The organism is Metapseudomonas cellulosilytica, from assembly GCF_049334135.1.
GTDB lineage: Bacteria > Pseudomonadota > Gammaproteobacteria > Pseudomonadales > Pseudomonadaceae > Metapseudomonas.
Window position 1 is genome coordinate 32,312 of sequence record NZ_JBHZGN010000022.1, and the last position, 25,774, is coordinate 58,085.

20 protein-coding genes are annotated in these 25,774 nt (G+C 65.6%); 17 read left to right on the forward strand and 3 right to left on the reverse strand.

The window, feature by feature from the left end; translation table 11 throughout:
* The first annotated feature begins 67 nt into the window (after nucleotides 1-67).
* The 11 genes from rfbB (at nucleotide 68) to ACFW0H_RS23240 (ending at nucleotide 16,010) form a co-directional block, all read left to right on the forward strand.
* Complete coding sequence (gene rfbB / locus ACFW0H_RS23190) at nucleotides 68-1,132, forward strand: dTDP-glucose 4,6-dehydratase (protein WP_422916202.1); 1,065 nt, start codon at nucleotides 68-70, stop codon at nucleotides 1,130-1,132.
* Complete coding sequence (rfbA, locus tag ACFW0H_RS23195) at nucleotides 1,129-2,001, forward strand: glucose-1-phosphate thymidylyltransferase RfbA (RefSeq protein WP_422916203.1); 873 nt, start codon at nucleotides 1,129-1,131, stop codon at nucleotides 1,999-2,001. The genes rfbB and rfbA overlap by 4 nt, the downstream gene beginning before the upstream one ends.
* Nucleotides 1,998-2,543, forward strand: coding sequence for a dTDP-4-dehydrorhamnose 3,5-epimerase (gene rfbC / locus ACFW0H_RS23200; RefSeq protein ID WP_422916204.1), 546 nt, complete (start codon nucleotides 1,998-2,000; stop codon nucleotides 2,541-2,543). Before rfbA ends, rfbC begins: the two co-directional genes overlap by 4 nt.
* The gene (gene rfbD, locus ACFW0H_RS23205; protein WP_422916205.1) at nucleotides 2,540-3,406 is read left to right on the forward strand and encodes a dTDP-4-dehydrorhamnose reductase; all 867 of its coding nucleotides are present in this window, start codon (nucleotides 2,540-2,542) and stop codon (nucleotides 3,404-3,406) included. Before rfbC ends, rfbD begins: the two co-directional genes overlap by 4 nt.
* Nucleotides 3,407-4,618: 1,212 nt before the next feature.
* Entirely contained in the window at nucleotides 4,619-6,430 is a 1,812-nt protein-coding gene (locus ACFW0H_RS23210; RefSeq protein WP_422916206.1) for a sensor histidine kinase, read from the forward strand.
* Entirely contained in the window at nucleotides 6,427-7,800 is a 1,374-nt protein-coding gene (locus ACFW0H_RS23215) for a sigma-54-dependent transcriptional regulator (RefSeq protein ID WP_422916207.1), read from the forward strand. Before ACFW0H_RS23210 ends, ACFW0H_RS23215 begins: the two co-directional genes overlap by 4 nt.
* A 1,075-nt stretch (nucleotides 7,801-8,875) precedes the next feature.
* Nucleotides 8,876-10,303, forward strand: a complete 1,428-nt coding sequence (gene arcD / locus ACFW0H_RS23220; RefSeq protein ID WP_422916208.1) for an arginine-ornithine antiporter — start codon at nucleotides 8,876-8,878, stop codon at nucleotides 10,301-10,303.
* An 18-nt stretch (nucleotides 10,304-10,321) separates the two neighbouring features.
* Nucleotides 10,322-11,572: an arginine deiminase gene (gene arcA, locus ACFW0H_RS23225; RefSeq protein ID WP_422916209.1), complete on the forward strand. Its 1,251-nt coding sequence runs from the start codon at nucleotides 10,322-10,324 to the stop codon at nucleotides 11,570-11,572.
* 159 nt (nucleotides 11,573-11,731) lie between these two features.
* A complete protein-coding gene (locus ACFW0H_RS23230; protein ID WP_044873083.1) occupies nucleotides 11,732-12,742 on the forward strand; it encodes an ornithine carbamoyltransferase in 1,011 nt (336 codons plus the stop codon).
* Nucleotides 12,743-12,813: 71 nt separating this feature from the next.
* The gene (arcC, locus tag ACFW0H_RS23235) at nucleotides 12,814-13,746 is read left to right on the forward strand and encodes a carbamate kinase (RefSeq protein WP_422916210.1); all 933 of its coding nucleotides are present in this window, start codon (nucleotides 12,814-12,816) and stop codon (nucleotides 13,744-13,746) included.
* Nucleotides 13,747-14,102: 356 nt separating this feature from the next.
* Nucleotides 14,103-16,010 carry a beta-ketoacyl synthase gene (locus ACFW0H_RS23240; RefSeq protein ID WP_422916211.1) on the forward strand — a complete coding sequence of 636 codons (1,908 nt, stop codon included), beginning with the start codon at nucleotides 14,103-14,105 and terminating at the stop codon, nucleotides 16,008-16,010.
* Nucleotides 16,011-16,406: 396 nt separating this feature from the next.
* Here the strand turns inward: ACFW0H_RS23240 and cysQ are convergent, their stop codons facing one another.
* Nucleotides 16,407-17,228 (reverse strand): 3'(2'),5'-bisphosphate nucleotidase CysQ, encoded by an 822-nt coding sequence (gene cysQ / locus ACFW0H_RS23245; protein WP_422916212.1) that lies wholly within the window; start codon nucleotides 17,226-17,228, stop codon nucleotides 16,407-16,409.
* Complete coding sequence (gene nudE, locus ACFW0H_RS23250) at nucleotides 17,225-17,791, reverse strand: ADP compounds hydrolase NudE (RefSeq protein WP_280377098.1); 567 nt, start codon at nucleotides 17,789-17,791, stop codon at nucleotides 17,225-17,227. Before nudE ends, cysQ begins: the two co-directional genes overlap by 4 nt.
* Before the next feature lie 131 nt (nucleotides 17,792-17,922).
* Here nudE and yrfG point away from each other — a divergent pair, with 131 nt between their 5' ends.
* The 6 genes from yrfG (at nucleotide 17,923) to ACFW0H_RS23280 (ending at nucleotide 24,320) form a co-directional block, all read left to right on the forward strand.
* Nucleotides 17,923-18,585: a GMP/IMP nucleotidase gene (gene yrfG, locus ACFW0H_RS23255; RefSeq protein WP_422916213.1), complete on the forward strand. Its 663-nt coding sequence runs from the start codon at nucleotides 17,923-17,925 to the stop codon at nucleotides 18,583-18,585.
* A gap of 22 nt (nucleotides 18,586-18,607) precedes the next feature.
* Nucleotides 18,608-19,504, forward strand: a complete 897-nt coding sequence (locus ACFW0H_RS23260) for a LysR family transcriptional regulator (RefSeq protein WP_422916214.1) — start codon at nucleotides 18,608-18,610, stop codon at nucleotides 19,502-19,504.
* 95 nt (nucleotides 19,505-19,599) lie between these two features.
* The gene (gene fdhD / locus ACFW0H_RS23265) at nucleotides 19,600-20,445 is read left to right on the forward strand and encodes a formate dehydrogenase accessory sulfurtransferase FdhD (RefSeq protein ID WP_422916215.1); all 846 of its coding nucleotides are present in this window, start codon (nucleotides 19,600-19,602) and stop codon (nucleotides 20,443-20,445) included.
* Nucleotides 20,442-22,763 carry an FdhF/YdeP family oxidoreductase gene (locus ACFW0H_RS23270; protein ID WP_422916216.1) on the forward strand — a complete coding sequence of 774 codons (2,322 nt, stop codon included), beginning with the start codon at nucleotides 20,442-20,444 and terminating at the stop codon, nucleotides 22,761-22,763. The genes fdhD and ACFW0H_RS23270 overlap by 4 nt, the downstream gene beginning before the upstream one ends.
* 502 nt (nucleotides 22,764-23,265) lie before the next feature.
* The gene (locus ACFW0H_RS23275; RefSeq protein ID WP_422916217.1) at nucleotides 23,266-23,757 is read left to right on the forward strand and encodes a hypothetical protein; all 492 of its coding nucleotides are present in this window, start codon (nucleotides 23,266-23,268) and stop codon (nucleotides 23,755-23,757) included.
* 170 nt (nucleotides 23,758-23,927) lie between these two features.
* Nucleotides 23,928-24,320, forward strand: coding sequence for a hypothetical protein (locus tag ACFW0H_RS23280; RefSeq protein ID WP_422916218.1), 393 nt, complete (start codon nucleotides 23,928-23,930; stop codon nucleotides 24,318-24,320).
* 56 nt (nucleotides 24,321-24,376) lie between these two features.
* Here the strand turns inward: ACFW0H_RS23280 and sstT are convergent, their stop codons facing one another.
* Nucleotides 24,377-25,621, reverse strand: a complete 1,245-nt coding sequence (gene sstT / locus ACFW0H_RS23285) for a serine/threonine transporter SstT (RefSeq protein WP_422916219.1) — start codon at nucleotides 25,619-25,621, stop codon at nucleotides 24,377-24,379.
* Nucleotides 25,622-25,774: the final 153 nt, after the last annotated feature.

A 25,774-nucleotide genomic window follows, 5' to 3' on the forward strand; every position in this document is an offset into this window, starting at 1 on the left:
GCAGCCAGGGTAACGGGACGCGGGCCTACCCGCCCCACAGGCACACTCTTCAACGCTGGGAATGCACATGCGACTCCTGGTCACCGGCGGAGCCGGCTTCATCGGCTCGGCGCTGATTCGCTACCTGCTGACCGAGACTGGGCACGAGGTGTTCAACCTCGACAAGCTGACCTACGCCGGCAACCTCGAATCCCTGGCCTCGGTTGCCGGGAGCCCGCGCTACCAGTTCCTCCAGGCCGATATCGCCGACGGCCAGGCCGTGAGTGCCGCGCTGGATGTTTTCCAGCCCGATGCCGTGATGCACCTGGCCGCCGAATCCCATGTCGATCGCTCCATCGACGGCCCTGCCGCCTTCATCCAGACCAACGTGGTCGGCACCTGCAGCCTGCTGGAAAGCGTGCGCGCCTATTGGCTGGGGCTGGACGCGGGGCGCAAGGCCGCCTTCCGCTTCCACCACATTTCGACTGACGAGGTGTATGGCGACCTGCACGGCGCGGACGACCTCTTTACCGAAAACACCCCCTACGCCCCCAGCTCGCCCTACGCCGCGAGCAAGGCCGCATCCGACCACCTGGTGCGTGCCTGGCACCGCACCTACGGCCTGCCGGTGCTGCTGAGCAACTGCTCGAACAACTACGGCCCCTGCCAGTTCCCCGAAAAGCTGATCCCGCTGATGATCCTCAACGCCCTGGAAGGCAAGCCGTTGCCGGTGTACGGCGATGGCCAGCAGATCCGCGACTGGCTGTTCGTCGAGGACCATGCCCGCGCCCTGGTGGAAGTGGTTATGCGCGGAGAAGTAGGCGCGACCTACAACATTGGCGGCCATAACGAGCAGAAGAACCTCGATGTGGTGCGCACTATCTGCACCCTGCTGGAAGAGCTGGCGCCGCAGAAGCCGGCCGGCATCGACCGCTTTGATGACCTGATCACCTTCGTCAGGGATCGCCCGGGCCACGACCGGCGCTACGCCATCGACGCCGGCAAGATCGAGCGGGAACTCGGCTGGGTGCCGCAGGAAACCTTTGCCAGCGGCCTGCGCAAGACCGTGCGCTGGTACCTCGATAATCTGGAGTGGTGCCGCCGTGTGCAGGATGGCCGCTACCAACGCGAACGCCTTGGAGCATCGGCATGAAAGGCATAGTCCTCGCCGGCGGCACCGGCACCCGCCTGCATCCCCTCACCCTGGGCGTGTCCAAGCAGCTGCTGCCGATCTACGACAAGCCGATGATCTACTACCCGATCTCGGTGCTCATGCTCGCCGGTATTCGGGAAATTCTGATCATCGTCACCCCCCAGGACCTGCCGCAGTTTCGCAACCTGCTGGGGGACGGCAGCCAGTTCGGCCTGCAGTTCAGCTATGCGGTGCAACCGTCGCCGGATGGCCTGGCCCAGGCCTTCCTGATTGGCGAGGCGTTCATCGGCAGCGACCCGGTGTGCCTGATCCTCGGCGACAACGTCTTCCACGGCCAGCACTTCACCGAGAAACTCCAGCGCGCCGCCCGTGCTCCTGGCGGCGCCACCATCTTCGGCTACTGGGTGAGCGACCCGGAGCGCTTCGGCGTGGTGGAGTTCGACGAACAGGGCCGCGCGGTCTCCATCGAGGAAAAACCGTCCAGGCCGAAATCCAGCTACGCGGTCACCGGCCTCTACTTCTACGACAACGACGTGATCGGCATCGCCAAGGGCATCAAACCCTCGGCGCGGGGCGAGCTGGAAATCACCGATATCCACAATGCCTACCTCCAGCGCGGCGACCTGCGCGTGGAGCGTTTCGGTCGTGGCTTCGCCTGGCTGGATACCGGCACCCATGACAGCCTGCTGGAAGCCTCCCAGTACGTGCAGACCATCGAGCATCGCCAGGGCCTGAAGATCGCCTGCCTGGAGGAGATCGCCTTCCAGAACGGCTGGATCGACAAGGAGCAGTTGCTGCTCCGGGCCAAGGCCTTCGGCAAGACCGGCTACGGCCAGTACCTGTTCAAGATCGCAGGTGAAACCCCGTGATTGCCAAACCTACCGCCCTTCCTGAAGTCCTGATCCTCGAGCCCACCGTATTCGGCGACGAGCGCGGCTTCTTCTTCGAAAGCTTCAATGCCCGCGCCTTCGAGGCCGCTACCGGCCTCAAGCGTGAGTTCGTCCAGGACAACCATTCGCGCTCGCAGCGCGGCGTCCTGCGCGGCCTGCACTATCAGCTGCAACAGGCACAGGGCAAGCTGGTGCGCGTGGTCCAGGGGGAGGTGTTCGACGTCGCGGTGGACGTGCGCCGCAGCTCGCCTACTTTCGGCCGCTGGGTGGGGGTGCATCTCTCCGCCGAGAACAAGCGCCAGCTCTGGGTGCCCGAGGGTTTCGCCCATGGCTTCCTGGTGCTGAGCGACTACGCCGAGTTCCTCTACAAGACCACCGACTACTACGCGCCCGAGCACGAGCGCAGCATCCGCTGGGATGACCCGGATCTCGCCATCGACTGGCCGCTCGCAGAGGCACCGCAGCTGTCCGCCAAGGACAAGGCCGGGGTCAACTTCAAGGATGCGGACGTTTTCGAATGAAGATCCTCATCACCGGCAACAACGGCCAGGTGGCGCGGGAGCTGCAGCTGATCCTCGCCGGCAAGGCCGAGGTGGTCGCCCTGGGGCGTGACCGGCTCGATCTGGCCCAGCCCGAGCTGATCCGCCAGCAAGTGCGAGCCGAGTCGCCCGACCTGCTGATCAACGCTGCCGCCTACACGGCGGTGGACCAGGCGGAAAGCGAGCCAGAAGCGGCCTTCGCGATCAATGCCACGGCTCCCGGCGTACTCGCCGAGGAAGCGGCGGCGCTGGGCATTCCGCTGTTCCACTACTCCACGGACTATGTCTACGACGGCGACAAGGCTGAACCCTACCGCGAAGACGACCCGACCAACCCCCTGGGCGCCTATGGCCGCAGCAAGCTTGCCGGCGAACAGGCGATCCAGGCCGTTGGCGGTGAGCACCTGATCCTGCGCACCAGCTGGGTCTATTCGCTGCACGGGCGCAACTTCCTGCTCACCATGCAGCGCCTGCTGCAGGAGCGCGAGGAGCTGCGCGTGGTGGACGACCAGATCGGTGCGCCGACCTGGGCCGGCAGCATCGCCCAGGCCACGGCCCAGCTGGTGGAGAAGTGGCAGGCGGGCAACGGTCATTGGGGCGTGTACCACCTGACCAACCAGGGCGAGACTTCCTGGTTCGGCTTTGCCAGCGCCATCGCGGAACAGCTGAAAGCTGCGGGCAAGCCTTGTGGGCGTCTGGTGGCCATTCCTTCCAGCGAGTACCCGACGCCGACCAAGCGGCCGCTCAACTCCCGCATGGATGGCAGCAAGCTGGCGCGGGACTGGCAGGTGACCCTGCCGGACTGGCGCAGCGCCCTGGTGGAGTGCCTCAAGCAACCGCGCTGACAGTGTGTAGCCCGGATGCAATCCGGGAACGGAGGTCCCGTAGGGTGCGCCGCGCGCACCAGTTCGTAGGATGGCGTAGAGCGAAGCGAAACCCATCAGCCCTGTCCGCATGGGTATCGCTCCGCTCGCGGAACGCCGCCCGACCCATCCTACGGGGGAGCCATGCGCCAGCGTGCAGCCCGAATGCAATCCGGGGACAGAGGTCCCGTAGGGTGCGCCGCGCGCACCAGTTCGTAGGATGGCGTAGAGCGAAGCGAAACCCATCAGCCCTGTCCGCATGGGTATCGCTCCGCTCCACCCATCCTACGGGGGAGCCATGCGGCAGTTCGTAGGATGGGTGGAGCCTGCGATACCCATCGATCGGAGTGTCCGGCTAACTCCCGGGCCGAACCTGCGGTCCGGTTCGCGAATGAATTCGCTCCCACAAATGCCCGGCCCACGCTACGGGCCTTTGCACAAACCCTGTAGGGGCGAATTCATTCGCCAGGGAGGACGCAGGTCTCCTTCCTTCGGCACCCTGCGACGCCCAACTGCCCTCTCCCCAGCCCCGCCCTGCGCCCCGGCCTGATCGCTTCGCGCTCAGGCGCTCATTGGCACTGGAGGCAATGCCTCCAAAAACGTGCCTCTTCGCCCCTGAAGGGAGAGGGGGCTCTCCGTGCCATGGGTGAGGTCGGTGGCGTGGATGGATTTCGGGGTATTGCCGGGCCATTCCCGGATTGCATCCGGGCTACGAAGAGTGGCGGGGCCTTTATTGTGGGGGCGAATTCATTCGCCAAGGAGGCCGCAGGTCTCCCTCTTGGACTCCCTGCAACGCACAACTGCCCTCTCCCCAGCCCTCTCCCCAGCCCTCTCCCCAGCCCTCTCCCTGAAGGGAGAGGGGGCTCTCCGTGCCATGAGTGAGGTCGGTGGCGCGGATGGATTTCGGAGTACTGCCTGGCCGTTCCCGGATTGCATCCGGGCTACGTGCTCATCACGCGGGATTGATGGGTATCGCAGGCTCGCGGAGCGCCGCCCGACCCATCCTACGGATCCGAGCAACAGAGGTTAGTTCGGAGGTTGGGCCTCGTACCCCATGGGGCGGCTGCGCCGCCCTTTGGCGAATGAATTCGCCCCCACAGGTCACACCATCCTTGGGCCTGCACGTCCCTGCGGGGCGAAGACACGCGCGGCTGATGCCATAATGCGCCTCATCGCCCTGCGCACAGTGACAGCATGACCGCCTCCCCCACTCCCCACCGCCCGCGCTGGCGCAGCCTGGTGCTGCTGGCCCTGCTGCTGACGCCGCTGCTCTGGCCGCTGCAGTATGTCAGCGAGCGCTACTACAGCGAGTCCCTGGCTGAGCAGAATCGCCAGACCCTGGACCTCTACGTCGCCAACCTGTTGGGCACGCTGCATCGCTACGAGGTGCTGCCGCCGATCCTGGCCGACCTGCACCCACTGCGTAACCTGCTGGCCGACTCCGGCAACACCGGGCTCCAGGCCGAGGCCAACCGGGTGCTGGCCGAGGTGCGCCGGGATACCGGCGCCGATGTGATCTACCTGATGAACCCGGCCGGCCTGACCCTCAGCTCCTCCAACTGGGACCAGCCGGACAGCTTCGTCGGCCGCAACTTCACCTTCCGCCCCTATTTCCGCGAGGCCCTGGCCGGCAAGCAGGGACGTTTCTTCGGCCTCGGCACCACGTCGCGCAAGCGCGGCTACTTCTTCGCCAGCCCGGTGCGCGACGGCCAGCAGATCATCGGCATCCTGGTGGTGAAGGTGGACCTGGACGACGCCGAGACCCTCTGGGGCAAGACGCCCGAGCAACTGATGGTGACCGATGCCAACGGCGTGGTGATCATCTCCTCGCGCAGCGACTGGCGCTTCCATGCCACCCGGCCGCTGGACAACGCCGAGCGCGCCGCCATCGTCGCCAACCAGCCCTACCCGACCCAGGCGCCGCCACCGCTGATGCTGGACGACCAGGCCTGGCTCACCCAGAGCCGCGAGCTCAGCCAAACCGGCCTGACCGCCAGCATCCTCGCCCCGCGCCAGCTCATCGACCGCCAGGTGACCACCACCGTGGCCATCGGCGGCGCGACCCTGCTGGCCTTGTTGCTGCTGCTCGGCCTGATGATGCAGCGCCGCCGCCACTACCTCGACCGCATCGCCCTCGACGCCCGCGCCCGCCGCGAGCTGGAAATGCGCGTGCTGGAGCGCACCCAGGACCTCGAAGCGCTGAACAGCCGCCTGAAGGACGAAGTGCTGGAGCGCGAACAGGCCCAGCAGGAGCTGGTGCGCGCCCAGGACGAGCTGGTGCAGGCGAGCAAGCTGTCCGCTCTGGGCACCATGTCGGCGAGCATCAGCCATGAACTCAACCAGCCCCTGGCGGCCATCCGCAGCTATGCCGATAACGCCGGCGTGTTGCTGGACCACAACCGCCTGGACGACGCCCGTGGCAACCTGCGCCAGATCAGCGAACTGACCGGCCGCATGGCCTCGATCATCGCCCATCTGCGCGCCTTCGCCCGTCGCGACCGCCACGCCCCGGAGAGCGTCGCCCTGCAACCGGCCCTGGATGACGCCCTGGCGTTGCTGGCCAAGCGCCGACGGGCCATGGATGTGGAGCTGATCCGCGACCTGCCGGACGCCCCGCTCTGGGTCCAGGCCGGTGAGACCCGCCTGCGCCAGGTGCTCGGCAATCTGCTGGCCAATGCCCTCGACGCCCTGGCGGAGAAGCCCCATCCACGGCGCATCTGGCTCAGCGCCGAGTGCGGTGCCGATGGTGTCGAGCTGTACCTGCGCGACAATGGGCCCGGCTTCTCCGAAGACGCCCTGCGCCATGCCCGCGAACCCTTCTTCACCACCAAGACCAGCGCCCAGGGGCTTGGCCTCGGCCTGGCCATCTGCGATAGCCTGATGCGCGCCCTGGGCGGTGAGCTGCTGCTCGCCAACCACCCCGACGGCGGCGCCCTGCTCACCCTGCGCCTGCGCAATGCCGCACCCGGCGTCATCCCACAGCCTCCCGAGGACCTCTCCGCATGACCAACACCCTCGATGCCCTCACCCAGGTGCTGCTGATCGACGACGACCCGCACCTGCGCCAGGCCCTCAGCCAGACCCTCGACCTGGCCGGCCTCAAGGTGCAGGTGCTGGGCGATGCGCAGGGCGTGGCGGACAGGATCGACAAGGATTGGCCCGGCGTGGTGGTCACCGATATCCGCATGCCCGGCATCGACGGCCTGCAGCTGCTCGGCCAGCTGCGCGAACGCGACCCCGACCTGCCGGTGCTGCTGATCACCGGCCACGGTGACGTGCCCCTGGCCGTGCAGGCCATGCGTGCCGGGGCTTATGACTTCCTGGAGAAACCCTTCCCCAGCGACCAGTTGCTGGACAGCGTGCGCCGCGCCCTCGACCTGCGCCGCCTGGTGCTGGAAAACCGCAGCCTGCGCCTGGCCCTTTCCGATCGCCAGCAGCTCAGTGGGCGCCTGGTGGGCCAGTCGCCGGCCATGCAGCGCCTGCGCGAGCAGATCGGCGCCCTAGCCGGGACCAATGCCGATGTGCTGATCCTCGGCGAAACAGGCGCCGGCAAGGAGGTGGTGGCCCGCGCGCTGCACGACCTCTCGGCCCGCCGTGACGGCCCCTTCGTCGCCATCAACGCCGGCGCCCTGGCCGAGTCGGTGGTGGAAAGCGAGCTGTTCGGCCACGAGCAGGGCGCCTTCACCGGCGCGCAGAAGCGCCGCATCGGCAAGTTCGAGTTCGCCAACGGCGGCACCGTGTTCCTCGATGAGATCGAGAGCATGAGCCTGGATGTCCAGGTCAAGCTGCTGCGCCTGTTGCAGGAGCGGGTGGTGGAGCGCCTGGGCGCCAACCAGTTGATCCCGCTGGATATCCGCGTGATCGCCGCGACCAAGGAGGACCTGCGCCATGCCGCCGACCAGGGCCGCTTCCGCGCCGACCTCTATTACCGCCTGAACGTCGCCAGCCTGCGCATTCCACCACTGCGCGAACGCGGTGAGGATGCCCTGCTGCTGTTCCAGCACTTCGCCGACTCCGCCAGAAGCCGCCACGGCATGGCGCCGCGCAGCCTGGACAGCAGCCAGCGCGCCCTGCTGCTGACCCACGGCTGGCCGGGCAATGTGCGCGAGTTGCAGAACGCCGCCGAGCGCTTCGCCCTGGGCCTGGACCTGGCCCTGGATAACACGCCGGTGGACCTGCCGAAGGTGGAGGGCGGCCTCAGCGAGCATGTGGAGGCCTTCGAGCGGGCGCTGATCGCCGCGGAACTGACCCGTCCCCATGGTTCGCTGCGCAGCGTGGCCGAAGCCCTGGGCCTGCCGCGCAAGACCCTCTCGGACAAATTGCGCAAGCACCACCTCAGCTTCAGTGGCGGAAATCCCGCCGATGAGCAGGATTGATCGGCAAGAATCCGCTCACCCATCCAGCAGAGGCCAGCGAAAAGCCCCATGCCAGAGCGGTTTCAGCGCAATGGCACAAGGCTTGCCCCTTTGGAAAGAATCCCTGCTCGCGCAGGGTCAGGAGGCCAGGCCCGCAAGCGCCCGGCCTCTCCCCGAGCTAGCCACAAGCCAGCCAAGGGGCATACCCATCGATCGCCATCGGGCACCATCCCGAGGCACCACCTGGCTACCCGCCGGGTGTCCAAAAAGCCCGGCCCCGTGCCGGGCTTTTTCATGCCCGCGGATTCCCACCCACATGGTTGGGGCGGGGAAATTGAACACCGTAGGATGGGTAGAGCCTGCGAAACCCATCGATCCGCGGTGATGGGTTTCGCTCCGCTCTACGCCATCCTACGGAAGCTTTGCGCTTCGTCCGTCAGGCCACACAGAGTCCCCAAACAGCCAGTAGGGTGGATAGCGCTTTTCCTATCCACCACGACGGCGGTGGGCTGAAGCCCACCCTACCCGGCACCCGCTACCCCGTAGGGTGCGCTGCGCGCACCGGCTTTGCGCCCTGCCCGCTGGATTGATGGGTATCGCTCCGCTCCGCCCCATCCTGCGGAAGCTCAGCCCCGTAGGGTGGATAACGCTTTTCTATCCACCACTCCCGGTGGTGGGCTGAAGCCCGCCCTACGGGTGTCGCCCGAGGGCAAGTTGCCCAGTTTTGAACAGGCTTTTACTGCCTGATTTTTAAAAGCTTTCCTACTGAAAAGCATCCCGTTAATAGCGAAATTTCCGACATAAATCCGTCATTTCGACCAACGATTATGGTGATGCGTCATACAAAGCAGGGGTGGGAAGTTGCAACTTGAAGGCCCGGAAAAACCGACTAGTGTGTATTAGGCGCTGCCCTGGATGGCGGGCTGAACGCTCTATCTTGCTCCTTTCGGGTGGCGATCTGCAGTAATCCCCCCTCTACGACAAAAAAGGAAATTGTCCGTACGACTTCATTAGCCAGCTATTGATCTGGATCAGAACGCAGTCACTGGACCGAGCGCTCAATAAGCACAGTTCCTACTCCAGAGGGAGGTGCAAAATGTCAGATTCATCCGACAAACTTAAATTAGGTGCCCTGGTCGCCCTGGTTGTCGGTTCGATGGTGGGCGGGGGCATTTTCTCACTGCCGCAGAACATGGCGGCGAGTGCCGATGTCGGCGCCATTCTCATTGGCTGGGCCATTACCGCGGTGGGCATGCTCACCCTGGCATTCGTCTTCCAGACCCTGGCCAATCGCAAGCCGAACCTCGACGGCGGGGTTTACGCGTACGCCAAGGCGGGTTTCGGCGACTACATGGGTTTCTCCTCGGCCTGGGGCTACTGGATCAGTGCCTGGCTGGGTAACGTCGGTTACTTCGTGCTGCTGTTCAGCACCCTCGGCTACTTCTTCCCGATCTTCGGCGAAGGCAACACGCTGGCGGCGATCATCGGCGCGTCGATCGTCCTCTGGGCCGTGCACTTCCTGGTGCTGCGCGGGATCAAGGAAGCGACCTTCATCAACCTGGTGACCACCATCGCCAAGGTGGTGCCGCTGTTCCTGTTCATCCTCATCTGCCTGTTCGCCTTCAAGCTGGACATCTTCTCCGCCGACATCTGGGGCGCGAGCAATCCTGATCTGGGCAGCGTGATGAACCAGGTGCGCAACATGATGCTGGTCACCGTCTGGGTGTTCATCGGCATCGAGGGCGCGAGCATCTTCTCCGCCCGCGCCGAAAAGCGCAGCGATGTGGGCAAGGCCACCGTGCTCGGCTTCGTCATCGTGCTGCTGCTCCTGGTGCTGGTGAACGTGCTGTCGCTGGGCATCATGACCCAGCCGGAACTGGCCAAGCTGCAGAACCCCTCCATGGCGGCCGTGCTCGAGCACGTGGTTGGCCACTGGGGCGCGGTGCTGATCAGCGTCGGCCTGATCATTTCCCTGGTCGGTGCCCTGCTCTCCTGGGTGCTGCTCTGCGCCGAGATCCTCTTCGCCGCGGCCAAGGACCACACCATGCCGGCCTTCATCCGCAAGGAGAACGCCAACCAGGTGCCGGCCAACGCGCTCTGGCTGACCAATGCCATGGTGCAGCTGTTCCTGATCATCACCCTGTTCAGCGCCAGCACCTACCTGTCGCTGATCTACCTCGCGACTTCCATGATCCTGGTGCCCTACCTCTGGTCGGCCGCCTACGCGGTGCTGCTGCCCCTGCGTGGCGAGACCTACGAGCAGGACGCCGCGGATCGGACGAAGGACCTGGTCATCGCCGTCATCGCGCTGATCTACGCCATCTGGCTGCTGTACGCCGGCGGCGTGAAGTACCTGCTGTTGTCCGCCCTGCTGTACGCCCCGGGCGTGATTCTGTTCGCCAAGGCCAAACGGGAAGTTGGCCAACCGGTTTTCACCAATGTCGAGAAGCTGATCTTCGCAGCCGTGGTAATCGGCGCGATCGTGGCGGCCTATGGCCTCTACGACGGCTTCCTGACCCTGTAACCCGTAAGGAGACCTGCCATGTCCAAAGTCAAACTCGGCGTTCATTCCGAAGCCGGTAAATTGCATAAGGTAATGGTCTGCTCGCCGGGGCTCGCACACATGCGCCTGACCCCCAACAATTGCGACGAGCTGCTGTTCGATGACGTGATCTGGGTCAGCCAGGCCAAGCGCGATCATTTCGATTTCGTCACCAAGATGCGCGAGCGCGGCATTGATGTCCTGGAGATGCACAACCTGCTCACCGACATCGTGCAGAACAAGGAAGCGTTGAAGTGGATCCTCGATCGCAAGATCACCCACGACCAGGTCGGCGTCGGCCTGGTCAATGAAGTGCGTTCCTGGATCGAAGGCCTGGAGCCGCGCAAGATCGCTGAATTCCTCATCGGTGGTGTCGCCGGTTCCGACCTGCCGGAGAGCGAAGGCGTCAGCGCCATCAAGATGTACCGCGACTACCTGGGCCACTCCAGCTTCATCCTGCCGCCGCTGCCCAACACCCAGTTCACCCGCGACACCACCTGCTGGATCTACGGCGGTGTGACCCTCAACCCGATGTACTGGCCGGCCCGTCGCCAGGAAACCCTGCTGACCAGCGCCATCTACAAGTTCCACCCGACCTTCACCGAAGCCGAGTTCGAGGTCTGGTACGGCGACCCGGACAAGGACCACGCCATGTCCACCCTGGAGGGCGGCGACGTGATGCCCATCGGCAACGGCGTGGTGCTGATCGGCATGGGCGAGCGGACTTCCCGCCAGGCCATCGGCCAGTTGGCGCAGAACCTGTTCGCCAAGGGCGCGGCAGAGAAAGTGGTGGTCGCCGGCCTGCCGAAATCCCGCGCGGCCATGCACCTGGACACGGTGTTCACCTTCTGCGACCGCGACCTGGTCACCGTCTTCCCGGAAGTGGTCCGCGAGATCGTACCCTTCGTGCTGCGCCCGGATGAAAGCCGCCCCTACGGCATCGACATCCGCCGCGAAGAGAAGGACTTCATCTCGGTGGTCGCCGAATCCCTCAACCTGAAACAGCTGCGCGTGGTGCAGACCGGCGGCGACGCCTTCGAAGCCGAGCGCGAGCAGTGGGACGACGGCAACAACGTGGTCTGCCTGGAGCCCGGTGTGGTGGTCGGCTACGACCGCAACACCTACACCAATACCCTGCTGCGCAAGGCTGGCGTCGAGGTGGTCACCATCAGCGCCAGCGAGCTGGGCCGCGGCCGTGGCGGCGGTCACTGCATGACCTGCCCGATCCTGCGCGACCCGATCGATTACTGAGCAATCCACTCCCCTCTCCCTCTGGGAGAGGGGCCGGGGGTGAGGGATGCATCGGCAGACGCAGAAATCGCCGCCCCTCATCCAGCCCGGCTGGCTGCCTTCTCCCAGGGGGAGAAGGGCTGAACAGCATTCATGCATTCCGATCAAGGAGAAAGAATCATGGCCTTCAACATGCACAACCGTAACCTGCTCAGCCTGATGCACCACAGCACCCGCGAGCTGCGTTACCTGCTGGACCTTTCCCGCGACCTGAAGCGCGCCAAGTACACCGGCACCGAGCAGCAACACCTCAAGGGCAACAACATTGCGCTGATCTTCGAGAAAACCTCGACCCGCACCCGCTGCGCCTTCGAAGTCGCCGCCTATGACCAGGGCGCCAATGTCACCTACATCGACCCGGGCTCCTCGCAGATCGGCCACAAGGAGAGCATGAAGGACACCGCCCGCGTGCTCGGCCGCATGTATGACGCCATCGAGTACCGTGGCTTCAAGCAGGAAATCGTCGAAGAACTGGCCAAGTTTGCCGGCGTACCGGTATTCAACGGCCTGACCGACGAATACCACCCGACCCAGATGCTCGCCGACGTGCTGACCATGCGCGAGCACAGCGACAAGCCGCTGCACGAGATCTCCTACGCCTACCTGGGCGACGCCCGCAACAACATGGGCAACTCCCTGCTGCTGATCGGCGCCAAGCTGGGTATGGATGTGCGTATCGCCGCGCCCAAGACCCTGTGGCCGTCCGACGAACATGTCGCCGCCTGCAAGAAATTCGCCGAGGAAAGCGGCGCCCGCCTCACCCTGACCGAAGATCCGAAGGAAGCGGTCAAGGGCGTGGACTTCATCCATACCGACGTCTGGGTATCCATGGGCGAGCCGGTGGAAGCCTGGGGCGAACGCATCAAGGAGCTGCTGCCCTACCAGGTCAACATGGACATGATGAAGGCCGCCGGTAACCCGCGCGTGAAGTTCATGCACTGCCTGCCCGCCTTCCACAACAGCGAAACCAAGGTCGGCAAGCAGATCGCCGAACAGTACCCGGCCCTGAAGAACGGCATCGAGGTTACCGAAGACGTCTTCGAGTCCCCGTACAACATCGCCTTCGAGCAAGCGGAGAACCGCATGCACACCATCAAGGCGATCCTCGTTTCGACCCTCGCCGACATGTAAGTCCCGATACGCCCCGGACCGCGACACGCTCGCCGGTCCGGGACGCATTCCACCATCAGGAGGAAATCACTATGCGTATCGTCGTCGCATTGGGCGGAAACGCCCTGCTGCGTCGTGGCGAGCCCATGACTGCCGACAACCAGCGCGCCAACGTGAAGATCGCCGCCGAGCAGATTGCCAAGGTCGCACCGGGCAACGAACTGGTGATCGCCCACGGCAACGGCCCCCAGGTCGGCCTGCTGGCACTGCAAGGCGCGGCCTATGAAAAGGTCTCCCCGTACCCGCTGGACGTTCTCGGCGCCGAGACCGAAGGCATGATCGGCTACATGATCGAACAGGAAATGGGCAACCTGCTGCCGTTCGAAGTGCCGTTCGCCACCATCCTCACCCAGGTCGAGGTCGACGCGAAGGACCCAGCCTTCCAGAATCCGACCAAGCCGATCGGCCCGGTCTACTCCAAGGAAGAGGCCGAAGCCCTGGCCAAGGAGAAAGGCTGGAGCATCGCCCCCGATGGCGACAAGTTCCGCCGCGTGGTGGCCAGCCCGCGTCCCAAGCGCATCTTCGAGATTCGCCCGGTCAAGTGGCTGCTGGAGAAAGGCACCATCGTCATCTGCGCCGGCGGTGGCGGCATCCCGACCATGTATGACGAGTCCGGCAAGAAGCTCTCGGGCGTCGAAGCCGTGATCGACAAGGACCTCTGCTCCTCGCTGCTGGCCGAAGAGCTGGGCGCCGACGTGCTGATCATCGCCACGGACGTGGACGCAGCCTACGTCGACTGGGGCAAGCCGACCCAGAAGGCCATCGCCCAGGCCCACCCGGACGAACTGGAACGCCTCGGCTTCGCCGCCGGCTCCATGGGGCCGAAGGTCCAGGCCGCCATGGAGTTCGCCCGCAATACCGGCAAGGACGCGGTAATCGGCTCCCTGGAAAACATCGTGGCGATCACCGAAGGCAAATCCGGCACCCGCGTGAGTACCCGGAAGGCGGGTATCGAGTTCCGCTGAGCAGCAACCGGCACCCTCCCCTGTAGGGGCGAATTCATTCGCCAAGGGCAGCGCAGCTGCCCCGGCAAACCACCATGGCAGGCCTGCGGCCTGCTTGGCGAATGAATTCGCCCCTACAGGATTTGCTGCCCCTCTTCTCATCTGCCGTCTCCAATCTCCCGCCGAATGACCGCCGGAGTGACTTGATAGTCATCCACCGCGTCAGGTAGACATCCCATTACATTCGAGCTGCCACCTGGCTCATGCCACCTGGCCCCTGATGCTTGCGCTGCAGAAAGCCGCCTTCGATGAGCGGCGCCCCGCCGTCAAGCACGCCAGAGCGCATGAGATGGTCCTTTTTGAGGAGTTTCCGAGAGATGTCCCGACTTCCAGTGATTGTGGGTTTTGGCGGCTACAACGCGGCTGGGCGAAGCTCGTTCCACCACGCCTTTCGTCGCATCGTGATCGAGACCCTGGACGCCCAGGCCCGCCAGGAGACCCTGGCCGGCCTCGCCGTCATGACGAAGCGGGTGTCGGTGGTCGACGGCCAGTACCGCAGCGCCGAGGGCCAGCCCCTGACCCTGGCCGAGATCGAAACCCGCTACGCCGCCGAGATCCTCGACTCCACCCTGGTGCGCCGCATCGGCCTGCAGCACCTGGACGTGGACGCCGCCCATTGGCAGAAGAACCTCAGCGCCTCGGTCGCTGACGGCCAGTCGATCAGCTTCACCACCTCGCGCAAGCAGCTGCCCGAGCCGCTGCCGGCCAACTGGACCGTGGAAGCCCTGGACAACGGTGAAGTGCGCGTCGCCATCCACGGCAGCTGCGACTTCAAGGTGGACAGCTACCGCGAGCTGCCGGTCAAATCCGCCGGCCAGCTGCCCACCGGCTTCGAGCCGGGCGAGCTGTACAACTCGCGCTTCCACCCGCGCGGGCTGCAGATGTCGGTGGTCGCCGCCACCGACGCCATCCGCTCCGTCGGCATGCCCTGGAAGGACATCGTCGACCGCGTGCAACCCGACGAGATCGCCGTGTTCTCCGGCAGCATCATGAGCCAGCTCGACGAGAACGGCTTCGGCGGCATGATGCAGTCGCGCCTCAAGGGCGGCCGCGTCACCGCCAAGCAGTGCCCGCTGGGCCTCAACACCATGCCGGCCGACTTCATCAACGCCTACGTGCTGGGCAGCGTCGGCACCACCGGCAGCGTCACCGGCGCCTGCGCCACCTTCCTCTACAACCTGCAGAAGGCCATCGAGCTGATCGCCAGCGGCAAGGCCCGCGTGGCCCTGGTGGGCAACGCCGAAGCGCCGCTCACCCAGGAATGCATCGACGGCTACGGTGCCATGGGCGCCCTGGCCACCGAGGAAGGCCTGCGCCAGGTGGGCGGCCATGAGGATGTGGACTTCCGCCGCGCCAGCCGTCCCTTCGGCGAGAACTGCGGCTTCACCCTGGCCGAGTCCAGCCAGTACGTGGTGCTGATGGACGACGCCCTGGCCCTGGAGCTGGGCGCCGATGTCCATGGTGCGGTGACCGACGTGTTCATCAATGCCGACGGCTTCAAGAAATCCATTTCCGCCCCCGGCCCGGGCAACTACCTGACCCTGGCCAAGGCCGTGGCCGCCGCTTCCCAGCTAATCGGCCCGGACGGCGTGCGCGAGCGCAGCTTCGTCCATGCCCACGGCTCCAGCACCCCGGCCAACCGTGTCACCGAATCCGAGCTGCTGGACCGCGTCGCTGGCGCCTTCGGCATCGAGAACTGGCCAGTGGCCGCGGTCAAGGCCTACGTCGGCCACTCCCTGGCCACCGCCAGCGGCGACCAGGTGATCGCCGCCCTGGGAACCTTCAAGTACGGCATCCTGCCGGGCATCAAGACCATCGACCGGGTGGCCGATGACGTACACCGCCAGCACCTGTCCATCTCGACCCGCGACGTGGAGCTGGGCGACCGCCATCTGGACGTCTGCTTCATCAACTCCAAGGGCTTCGGCGGCAACAACGCCACGGGCGTGGTGATTTCCCCGCGCCTGGTGGAGAAGATGCTCAGGAAGCGCCACGGCGAAGCGGCCTTCGCCGCCTACAGCGCCAAGCGCGAGAAGACCCGCGCCAACGCCGAGGAATACGACCGCCGTGCCCGCCTGGGTGAGTTCGACATCATCTACAACTTCGGCAATGACCTGATCGACGAGCAGCAGATCGAGCTGAGCCCCGAAGGCATCCAGGTGCCGGGCTTCGCCCAGACACTGCGCTACAAGAAGGACGAGCGCTTCGCCGATATGCTGGATTGAGCCATTGGCAGGCCTTCGGCCTGCTTGGGGCCATCCTCGACGGCCCTGTAGGGTGGACAACGCTCTTCTGTCCACCGGACGGCCTGACCGCAGGCACGGCGCCTGGCCCCGCCTGGTGGAAATCGCTTCGCGATTTCCACCCTACATCTGGATTGAGTTCGTAGCCCGTAGGGTGGGCTTCAGCCCACCATCGGAGGTCAGCGTGGGCTAAAGCCCACCCTACAAGGCTGGATTGAGCCATTGGCAGGCCTTCGGCCTGCTTGGCGAATGAATTCGCCCCTACAAGGATCCGCAACTCTGTAGGGGCGAATTCATTCGCCAAGGACCGCGCAGCGGTCCCACCAGGTCGATCTCATGAAAAAGGGCCCCTCGGGGCCCTTTTTCATTGCTCGTTGTTCAGTCCAACGCGCGCGCCAGCTGGATCAGCTCCGCTCGCCACTCGGCGGCCACCGGCAAGGCGAGGAAGGACGGGTTGAGGAAGTCCGCGCGGGCTTCGTAGGTCAGGGCCGTGCCAGAGAGGCTCAGCACCTCGCCGCCGGCGCCTTCGAGCACGCCCTGGGCCGCAGCGGTGTCCCACTGGGAAGTGGGGGCCAGGCGCGGATAGCAATCGGCCGAACCCTCGGCCAGCAGGCAGAACTTCAGCGAGCTGCCGATGTTGGCCAGGTCCAGGTCTCCGAAACGCTCGCCCAGCCAGGCGAGCAGGCGCTCCTGGGCCGGGCTCGTATGACGCTTGCTGGCGACTACGGTAAAGGCCTCGTCCGGGGCGATGCGCACACTGATCTCCTCGGGGGCGCCGCCGACGTCCAGGCGCCAGCCGCCCAGGCCGGTACCGCCGTAATAGCAGCGCCCGCCCACCGGCATGCCGACCACGCCGAACACCACGCGGCCGGCCTCCACCAACGCCACGTTGACGGTGAACTCCTCGCTGCCGGCGATGAACTCCTTGGTGCCATCCAGCGGGTCCACCAGCCACCAGCGCTGCCAGCCGGCGCGCTCGGCCAGCGGGATGTCGGCGGCTTCCTCGGACAGCACCGGAATGCTCGCATCCAGGGCCGCCAGTCCGCTGGCCAGCACCTGGTGCGCCGCCAGGTCGGCGGCGGTGACCGGCGAGGCGTCGGCCTTTTCGTTGACGGTCAGTTCGCCGCGCCAGAAGGGCAGGATCACGTCGCCGGCCTGGTGCACCAGGTCGATCACGGCGGGTAGCAGGGGATGGCTCACGGTTGGTACTCCCCGCGCTGGGTCAGGAGGTCACGGGTCAGGTAGAGCGCCGCCAGGGCACGGCCCTCGCTGAACTGCTGATGCTGGGCGAGGCTGGACAGCTCGCGCAGGCTGATGCGGTCGACCCGCAGCGGTTCGGGCTCATCGCCCGGCAGGCTCTCCTCATAGAGGTCGCGGGCCAGCACCACCTGGATCTTCTGGCTCATGTAGCCGGGGGACAGGGACAGTTCGGTGAGGTGCTCCAACTGACGCGCCCCGAACCCGGCCTCTTCCTTGAGTTCGCGGTTGGCGGCGGCGAGCACATCTTCACCCGGCTCGATCAGCCCCTTGGGCAGGGACAGCTGGTAGTCGTCGGTGCCGGCGCAGTATTCCTCCACCAGCAGCACATGCTCGGCGTCGGCCATGGCCACCACCATCACCGCGCCGTAGCCGGAGCCCTTGCCCACCAGACGTTCATAGGTGCGTTCGACGCCATTGGCGAAGCGCAACTGCAGCTCTTCGACACGGAACAGGCGGCTGCTGGCGACGATTTCGCGAGCGAGCACCGTGGGCTTCTGACGCATAACGGACTCCTTGGCATGACCGGCGGGTTATCATACCCCGCCTTTGCCGAATGTCCCCGCTGGAGATTGCATGCCAGCGACGACCAACAGTGCAATGGCGACAACACTCCCCAGACGACCGACGCCGCCCCATGCCACAACTGCCCTGGACCGAAATCGATACCGTCCTGCTCGACATGGACGGTACCCTGCTCGACCTGCACTTCGACAACCACTTCTGGATGGAGTACCTGCCGCAGCGCTACGCCGAGCACCACGGTATCAGCCGCGAACTGGCCGACGCCGAGCTGCTGCCGCTGTTCCGCGACAACGCCGGGCAACTGAACTGGTACTGCACGGATTTCTGGAGCCGCGAACTGCGCCTGTCGATCCGCGATCTCAAGCGCGAGGTGGCGCACCTGATCGCCCTGCGCCCGGACGCCGACCTCTTCCTCGCCGCCCTGCGCCGCTCCGGCAAGCGCGTGGCGCTGATCACCAACGCCCACCGCGACTCGCTGTCGCTGAAGATGGAGCGGGTCCACCTGGCGCCCTGGTTCGACCGCCTGATCAGCTCCCACGACTACGGCTACCCCAAGGAAGACCAGCAGTTCTGGCAGGCACTGCAGCACGACTTCGGCTTCGACCCGGCACGCAGCCTGTTCATCGACGACAGCCTGCCGATCCTGCGCAGTGCGCGGCGTTACGGCGTCGCCCAACTGCTGGCGGTGCGCGAGCCGGACAGCCGCAAGGGGCCGAAGGACACCGAGGACTTCACCGCGGTGGAGTGCTATCGCACACTGATCCAGGGACTCTGAACCTACCTGCGGAGGAACCACCATGGACATCAAGCAGCTGAAATTCCTCCTCGCGCTGGAAGAGACACGCCACTTCGGCCAGGCCGCCGCGCGCTGTCACGTCACCCAGCCGACGCTGTCCATGCGCCTGCGCAGCCTGGAAGAGGAGCTGGGCCTGGACCTGGTGATCCGCGGCCAGCGCTTCGAGGGTTTCACCGACGCCGGTGAGCGCGTGCTGGCCTGGGCCCGCACTCTGCTGGCGGCCCACGATGGTCTCTACGCCGAGGCGGCAGCCTGCCGCGGCCAGTTGGTGGGCACCTTGCGCCTGGGGATGGTGCCGCTCGCCGGCTTCGACCCGATGCGCCTGGTGGAAGCCTTTTCCATCCCCCACCCGAACCTGCGCTTCCAGTTGTTCTCGCTGAGTTCCGAACAGATCCTCGAAGGCCTGGCGCGCAACCAGCTGGACCTCGGCCTGTCCTACCTGGACCGCCTCGACCACGAACATTTCGAGAGCCTGAAACTGGCGCAGACGCGCATGGGCCTGTTGCACGACCGCCGCCACTTCAGCTTCGACACCCCGGCACTGTCCTGGGAAAGCCTGGTGGACCTGCCCCTGGGCCTGCTCTCCAGCGGCATGCATTTCCGCCAGTCCATCGACCACGGCTTCCGCAGCCGTGGCCTGTCGCCCCAGCCACGGCTGGAAACCGACGCCGTGCACCAGCTGCTGCGGGCCGTCAGCGCCGGCCTGTGCTGCGCCATCATGCCGCTGGACAGCGGCCTCGATGACTTCACCGAGCACCTGGCGCTTACCCCCATCGAAGATGCCCGCACCCTCGCTCCCCTGGGCCTGATCCTGCGTCGCAGTGCGCCCCGCTCGGCGCTGGCGGATGCCTGCTTTTCCGAGGCGAAGGCCCTGCTGGAGCGCGATTCGGCCTCTTGATAAACGCGCTCGATCGGTGCATCGGGAATAGCGATTAGACGCCCGTGCCAAGCGGGCCTAGGATGGCTGAGTCAATCCGTCGCAGGGGCAGTTCCATGTCACGCCCAGACGCCAAGCGCCATCTCGAATCTGTGGATAACCCACCCGCACCGGCCGGCTACACCTATGCCGAGCTGGACGGCGGTGCGCGCGTGGAAGACGCCGTGCTGGCCGAAGAATGCGCCCTGGCCATTTCCTACAACGGCATCAGCTACGCGGTGATGATGGTGTCACCCAGCGCCCTGGAAGACTTCGTCGCCGGCTTCAGCCTGAGCAGCGCCGTGGTGCAGTCAATCGACGAGATCTATGACATCCAGCTCGAAGGCGAAGGCATCGCCCTGCATGCCGAAGTGGACATCGGCAACCGCGCTTTCTGGTCCTTCAAGGAGCAGCGCCGCAACCTCGCCGGCACCACCGGCTGCGGTCTCTGCGGCGTGGAAGCGCTGGAACAGGCGCTGCCGGAACTGCGTTCCCTGGCCCCGGCCCCGCTGCCGCCCGCCGAGCATTTCGTCGACCTGCGCCAGCGCATCAATGAAGCCCAGGAACTGGCCCGGCGCAGTGGCGCCCTGCACGCCGCGCTCTTCGTCGATGCCCGCGGCGAGCTGCGCCTGTGCCGCGAAGACATCGGCCGCCACAACGCCCTCGACAAGCTGATCGGCGCCCTGCTGCGCCAAGGCCTGGACCCGCGCGAAGGTTTCGCCGTGGTCACCAGCCGCTGCAGCCTGGAACTTATCCACAAGGCGGTGCGCGCCGGCCTGTCGACCCTGGTCAGCCTCTCCGCCCCCACCACCCTGACGGTGGAATGGGCGCGCCGGCACCACCTCAACCTCATCCATCTGCCCCACCACAGCGCCCCACGGGTCTACAGCCCGGCGCCGCAACCGAAAGCCCCCACCGAATGAGCCTGCAACCCGTACAACCCCGCTACAAACCCTACAAGGGCGCCGCGGCCGGCTGGGGTGCGCTGAAAAGCGTCACCCGCTTCTGGCTGGACAGCAAACAGCCGTTCAAGAACCTCCGCGCCCTGCTCAAGACCAACCAGAACGGCGGCTTCGACTGCCCCGGCTGCGCCTGGGGCGACTCCCCCGAGGACGGCCGCATCAAGTTCTGCGAGAACGGCGCCAAGGCGGTCAACTGGGAGGCCACCAAACGCCGGGTGGACGCCGCCTTCTTCGCCCGCTACAGCGTCAGCCAGTTGCGCCAGCAGAGCGACTACTGGCTCGAATACCAGGGACGCCTGACCCAGCCCATGCGCTATGACCGCCAGACCGACCACTACGTGCCGGTCAGCTGGGAGCATGCCTTCGCCACGGTGGCGCGCCATCTGCGCAACCTGGAAAGCCCGCACCAGGCCGAGTTCTACACCTCCGGCCGGGCCAGCAACGAGGCGGCCTATCTCTACCAGTTGTTCGTCCGCGCCTTCGGCACCAACAACTTCCCCGACTGCTCGAACATGTGCCACGAGGCCAGCGGCGTGGCCCTGGGCCAGAGCCTGGGGGTGGGCAAGGGCAGCGTGACCTTCCACGACTTCGAACACGCCGATGCCATCTTCGTGCTCGGCCAGAATCCCGGCACCAACCACCCGCGCATGCTCGAACCGCTGCGCGAGGCGGTGAAGCGCGGTGCCCAGGTGGTCTGCTTCAACCCATTGAAAGAACGCGGCCTGGAGCGTTTCCAGCACCCGCAACACGCCCTGGAGATGCTCAGCAACGGCTCGCGTCCGCTGAACACCGCGTTCTTCCGCCCGGCCCTGGGCGGCGACATGGCGGCCATCCGCGGCATCGCCAAGTTCCTCCTGCAGTGGGAACGGGAAGCGGAGGGCAAGGGCGAGGCGCCGGTGTTCGACCACGCCTTCATCGCCGAACACACCGACGGCGTCGACGCCTACCTGGCAGAACTGGATGCCACTTCCTGGGCACAGATCGAAGAGCAATCCGGCCTGACCCTGGATGAGGTAAAAACCGCCGCGCGCATCTATCGCGACGCCGGCAGCGTGATCATCTGCTGGGCCATGGGCATCACCCAGCACCGCCACTCGGTGCCGACCATCCAGGAAATCGTCAACCTGCAATTGCTGCGCGGCAACGTCGGCCGCCCCGGCGCCGGCCTCTGCCCGGTGCGCGGCCACAGCAACGTGCAGGGCGACCGCACCATGGGCATCAACGACCGCCCGCCGGCGGCGCTGCTGGATGCGCTGGAGAAGCGCTTCGGCTTCAAGGTGCCACGGGAGAACGGCCACAACACGGTGGAAGCGATCAACGCCATGCAGGAAGGCGAGGCCAAGGTCTTCATCGGTCTGGGCGGCAACTTCGCCCAAGCCACCCCGGACAGCCCGCGCACCCACGCGGCGCTGCAGAACTGTGCGCTGACGGTGCAGATCAGCACCAAGCTCAACCGCAGCCACCTGACCGTCGGCCACGATGCGCTGATCCTGCCATGCCTCGGCCGCACCGATATCGATCGCCAGGCCGAAGGGCCGCAGGCGGTGACGGTGGAAGATTCCTTCAGCATGATCCACGCGTCCTACGGCCAGCTGGAGCCCTCTTCCCGGGAAATGCGTTCGGAACCGGCGGTCATCGCCGGCATCGCCAAGGCCACCCTGGGCAATCACCCAGTGGATTGGGACGCCATGGTGGCCAACTACGACCGCATCCGCGAGCTGATCGCCGACACCATCCCGGGCTTCGACGATTTCAATCGCCGCGTGCAGCATCCAGGGGGGTTCTACCTCGGCAACACCGCGAACGCGCGGGAATGGAGCACCGCGAGCGGTCGCGCCAACTTCACGGCCAGCCCGCTGCCGGCGGACCTGCTCCACGAGAAGGTTCGCAGCACCGGTGAAACGCCGCACCTGATCCTGCAGACGCTGCGCTCCCACGACCAGTACAACACCACCATCTACGGCCTGGACGATCGCTACCGCGGCGTGCGCGGCCAGCGCGAGGTGGTCTTCGCCAACGAGGCGGACATCCGCCGCCTGGGCTTCGAGCCGGGGCAGAAGGTGGACATGGTGACGCTCTGGGACGATGGCGTGGAGCGGCGCGTATCGGGCTTCAGCCTGCTGGCCTTCGATATTCCCGCCGGCCAGGCCGCCGCCTACTACCCGGAAACCAACCCGCTGGTGCCGCTGGAAAGCTACGGCGACGGCAGCTACACCCCCACCTCGAAATTCGTCGCCATCCGCCTCGAAGCCTCACGCGACAACGGCCGCATCCTCTGAGGGTGCGGCCCGCCACCGCGCTGAACCGAACGGTAGGGTGGATGTCGCTCTTTACATCCACCAACAGGGCCCGGCCGAATCCCGAAAGGTGGACCGGTGGAGCGTGGTCCACCCTACGGCCTGCGCGCACCGGATATCCGGTGCGCACGGCGCACCCTACATATGAATAACAACGGCAATAAACTTTTAATGGAAATAATGGAACTTTGTTTCGAGGAACTTTATTTCCACGAAACAATTTGAAACATCGCTTTAAACGCTATATAAAGTCCCAACGAAAACGAAACTTTCACGGCACTTTGATAGCATGCAAAAAGCCCGAAAGGCAGGGCTGCAGAGGGCTGGAACAGAGCTCAGACTGTGAAGCAAAAAAAAAGTTCCGGCCTCAAAGTCGAAAGTGAAAAAAATGTGAAAAGCTGGTGTTTTTCGTCGCCAGACACTTGCGTAAGTTAATTCCTACGGTAAATATCGCCTCACCAAAACCAGTGAGGCGATCCTCATCATGAAGTACACCTCGATCCTTCTTCTGTCTCTTGGCCTGGCCAGTGGCAGCGTCTTCGCAGGCAACAATACCGAAGCCGGTGTTGGCGGCGCGCTGGGCGGGGTCCTGGGTTCCGTGGTCGGCAATGCTGTCGGCGGCAGCACCGGTGCAGCCATCGGCGCTGGTGTGGGTGGCGCAGCTGGCGGTGCAGTAGGTGCCTCGCGCCGCAACCGTACTGAAGCCGCGATCGGCGGCGGTTTGGGCGCTGCTGGCGGCCAGGTCGTCGGCCGGCAGATGGGCGGCACCACTGGCGGCCTGATCGGCGCAGCCCTGGGCGGTGGCGCAGGCGGCGCGCTGGGCAATGAATACGGCGACAGGAATCGCTACGACGATGACGACTACGATGACGATCATCGCCACTACCGCCGCGCTTACCGCGATCACCCCGGCCGCGGCCATGCCTGGGGCCATCGCAAGCACAAGCACCGCTGGCACGACGATGACGATGATTGATCAACGCCAGTAACTGAAAAAGCCCGCTTCCAGCGGGTTTTTTCTGCGGGCTGAGGCCTGGTCGAGCGACAGCCGCCCCCCTCCCGAAACCATAATCCGACCTGCGTCATGGATGCCCCGGAGAAGCCGCGGGACCATGGACTTCCTTATTGAAATGGAGACTTAGCAAGATGCGCAAAGCAGTAACCGCCCTCGCCCTCAGCCTGCTGGCGACCCAGGCCGTCGTGGCCGGCGAGACCACCAACAACGCCATTGGCGGCGGTATCGGCGGTGCCCTGGGCAACGTCGTCGGCAATGCCATTGGCGGCGGCACTGGCGCGGCCATCGGCGCCGGCCTGGGTGGTGCGGCCGGTAGCGCCATGACCGCGAAGAAAGGTCGCAAAACCGAGGCCGCCATCGGCGGTGGCCTGGGTGCGGCAGGTGGCTCCGTAGCGGGTCGCGCGCTGGGTGGCTCCACCGGTTCGGCCATCGGCGCCGGCCTGGGCGGTGCAGCCGGTGGCGCTATCGCCACCGAGCTGAGCAAGGGCGACGGTCATCGTCACCACAAGCATCGCCACGACTAAGCGTGCGCCCATGAAAAAGCCCGGCATCTGCCGGGCTTTTTCGTTGTGGGCGGGAATCAGCCGAGCTGTTCGGCGCGCACTTCGTCGACGTCGCCGCTGGCCATGCAGGCGGCCGCGGTGAAGAGCACGTCGGTGGAGGAGTTCAGCGCGGTCTCGGCGGCGTCCTGGAGGATGCCGATGATGAAACCCACGGCCACCACCTGCATCGCCACTTCGCTGGGAATGCCGAACAGGCTGCACGCCAGCGGGATCAGCAGCAGCGAACCACCGGCAACGCCAGAGGCGCCGCAGGCGCAGATCGAGGCCACCACGCTGAGCAGGATGGCGGTGGGGATGTCGACGGCGATGCCGAGGGTCTTCACCGCCGCCAGGGTCAGCACGGTGATGGTGATGGCCGCACCGGCCATGTTGATGGTGGCGCCCAGGGGAATGGACACCGAGTAGGTGTCCTCGTGCAGGCCGAGCTTCTCGGACAGTTGCAGGTTGACCGGGATGTTGGCCGCCGAGCTGCGGGTGAAGAAGGCGGTGATGCCGCTCTCGCGCAGGCAGGTCAGCACCAGCGGATAGGGGTTGCGGCGGATCTTCCAGAACACAATCAGCGGGTTGACCACGAAGGCCACGAACAGCATGCAGCCCAGCAGCACCGCCAGCAGGTGGGCATAGTCGGCCAGTACGCCGACGCCGTTCTCCGCGAGGGTGGACGCCACCAGGCCGAAGATGCCCAGCGGGGCGAAGCTGATCACCACGCGAACGATCAGGGACACGCCATGGGACAGGTCGCTGAACACGTTGCGGGTGGTTTCGCTGCCCTGGCGAATGGCGATGCCCAGGCCAATGGCCCAGACCAGGATGCCAATGAAGTTGGCTTCCATCAGCGCGGTCACCGGGTTGGCCACGGCGCTGCCCAGCAGGCTGAGCAGGACTTCGGAGATATTGCCGGGCGGCGCCAGGTCGGCAGCGCCGGTGGACAGGGCGATGGTCGAGGGGAACAGGCTGGAGGCCAGCACCGCGACCACGGCAGCGGAGAAGGTGCCGATCAGGTAGAGAAACAGGATCGGCCGGATATGGGTGCGCTCACCCGGCTTGTGGTTGGCGATGGCGGCGATCACCAGGACGAAGACCAGGACTGGCGCCACGGCCTTCAGGGCCATGACGAACAGCTTGCCGAGCAGGCCGACGGCGCTGGCGTATTCGGGCGCGGTCAGGGCGAGGGCGATGCCGGCGATCAGGCCGATGATGATCCGGGTCACCAGGCTGGTGCGTTTCAAGCGTTGCAGGATGGAGCCGTTTGCATGGGTCATTGCAGGTACCGCTGAACGTTCGGGCCGCACGACGGGCCGGCCCCAGGTGGAAATTGAATCCCGATGGCGCCCCGCCTTCACTGCCGCAGATCAAGCGAAAAAGAAAAATCCGTGCCGCGTGGTGTTTCACCTCGCAGCCGGTCGGGACGTTTC

Excerpts from the sequence above, each read along its gene's own strand:
- rfbB (WP_422916202.1), top strand. The coding sequence starts at position 68 with ATGCGACTCCTGGTCACCGGCGGAGCCGGCTTCATCGGCTCGGCGCTG.
- rfbA (WP_422916203.1), top strand. The coding sequence starts at position 1,129 with ATGAAAGGCATAGTCCTCGCCGGCGGCACCGGCACCCGCCTGCATCCC.
- rfbD (WP_422916205.1), top strand. The coding sequence starts at position 2,540 with ATGAAGATCCTCATCACCGGCAACAACGGCCAGGTGGCGCGGGAGCTG.
- ACFW0H_RS23210 (WP_422916206.1), top strand. The coding sequence starts at position 4,619 with ATGACCGCCTCCCCCACTCCCCACCGCCCGCGCTGGCGCAGCCTGGTG.
- ACFW0H_RS23215 (WP_422916207.1), top strand. The coding sequence starts at position 6,427 with ATGACCAACACCCTCGATGCCCTCACCCAGGTGCTGCTGATCGACGAC.
- arcD (WP_422916208.1), top strand. The coding sequence starts at position 8,876 with ATGTCAGATTCATCCGACAAACTTAAATTAGGTGCCCTGGTCGCCCTG.
- arcA (WP_422916209.1), top strand. The coding sequence starts at position 10,322 with ATGTCCAAAGTCAAACTCGGCGTTCATTCCGAAGCCGGTAAATTGCAT.
- ACFW0H_RS23230 (WP_044873083.1), top strand. The coding sequence starts at position 11,732 with ATGGCCTTCAACATGCACAACCGTAACCTGCTCAGCCTGATGCACCAC.
- arcC (WP_422916210.1), top strand. The coding sequence starts at position 12,814 with ATGCGTATCGTCGTCGCATTGGGCGGAAACGCCCTGCTGCGTCGTGGC.
- ACFW0H_RS23240 (WP_422916211.1), top strand. The coding sequence starts at position 14,103 with ATGTCCCGACTTCCAGTGATTGTGGGTTTTGGCGGCTACAACGCGGCT.
- nudE (WP_280377098.1), bottom strand. The coding sequence starts at position 17,791 with ATGCGTCAGAAGCCCACGGTGCTCGCTCGCGAAATCGTCGCCAGCAGC.
- yrfG (WP_422916213.1), top strand. The coding sequence starts at position 17,923 with ATGCCACAACTGCCCTGGACCGAAATCGATACCGTCCTGCTCGACATG.
- ACFW0H_RS23260 (WP_422916214.1), top strand. The coding sequence starts at position 18,608 with ATGGACATCAAGCAGCTGAAATTCCTCCTCGCGCTGGAAGAGACACGC.
- fdhD (WP_422916215.1), top strand. The coding sequence starts at position 19,600 with ATGTCACGCCCAGACGCCAAGCGCCATCTCGAATCTGTGGATAACCCA.
- ACFW0H_RS23270 (WP_422916216.1), top strand. The coding sequence starts at position 20,442 with ATGAGCCTGCAACCCGTACAACCCCGCTACAAACCCTACAAGGGCGCC.
- ACFW0H_RS23275 (WP_422916217.1), top strand. The coding sequence starts at position 23,266 with ATGAAGTACACCTCGATCCTTCTTCTGTCTCTTGGCCTGGCCAGTGGC.
- ACFW0H_RS23280 (WP_422916218.1), top strand. The coding sequence starts at position 23,928 with ATGCGCAAAGCAGTAACCGCCCTCGCCCTCAGCCTGCTGGCGACCCAG.
- sstT (WP_422916219.1), bottom strand. The coding sequence starts at position 25,621 with ATGACCCATGCAAACGGCTCCATCCTGCAACGCTTGAAACGCACCAGC.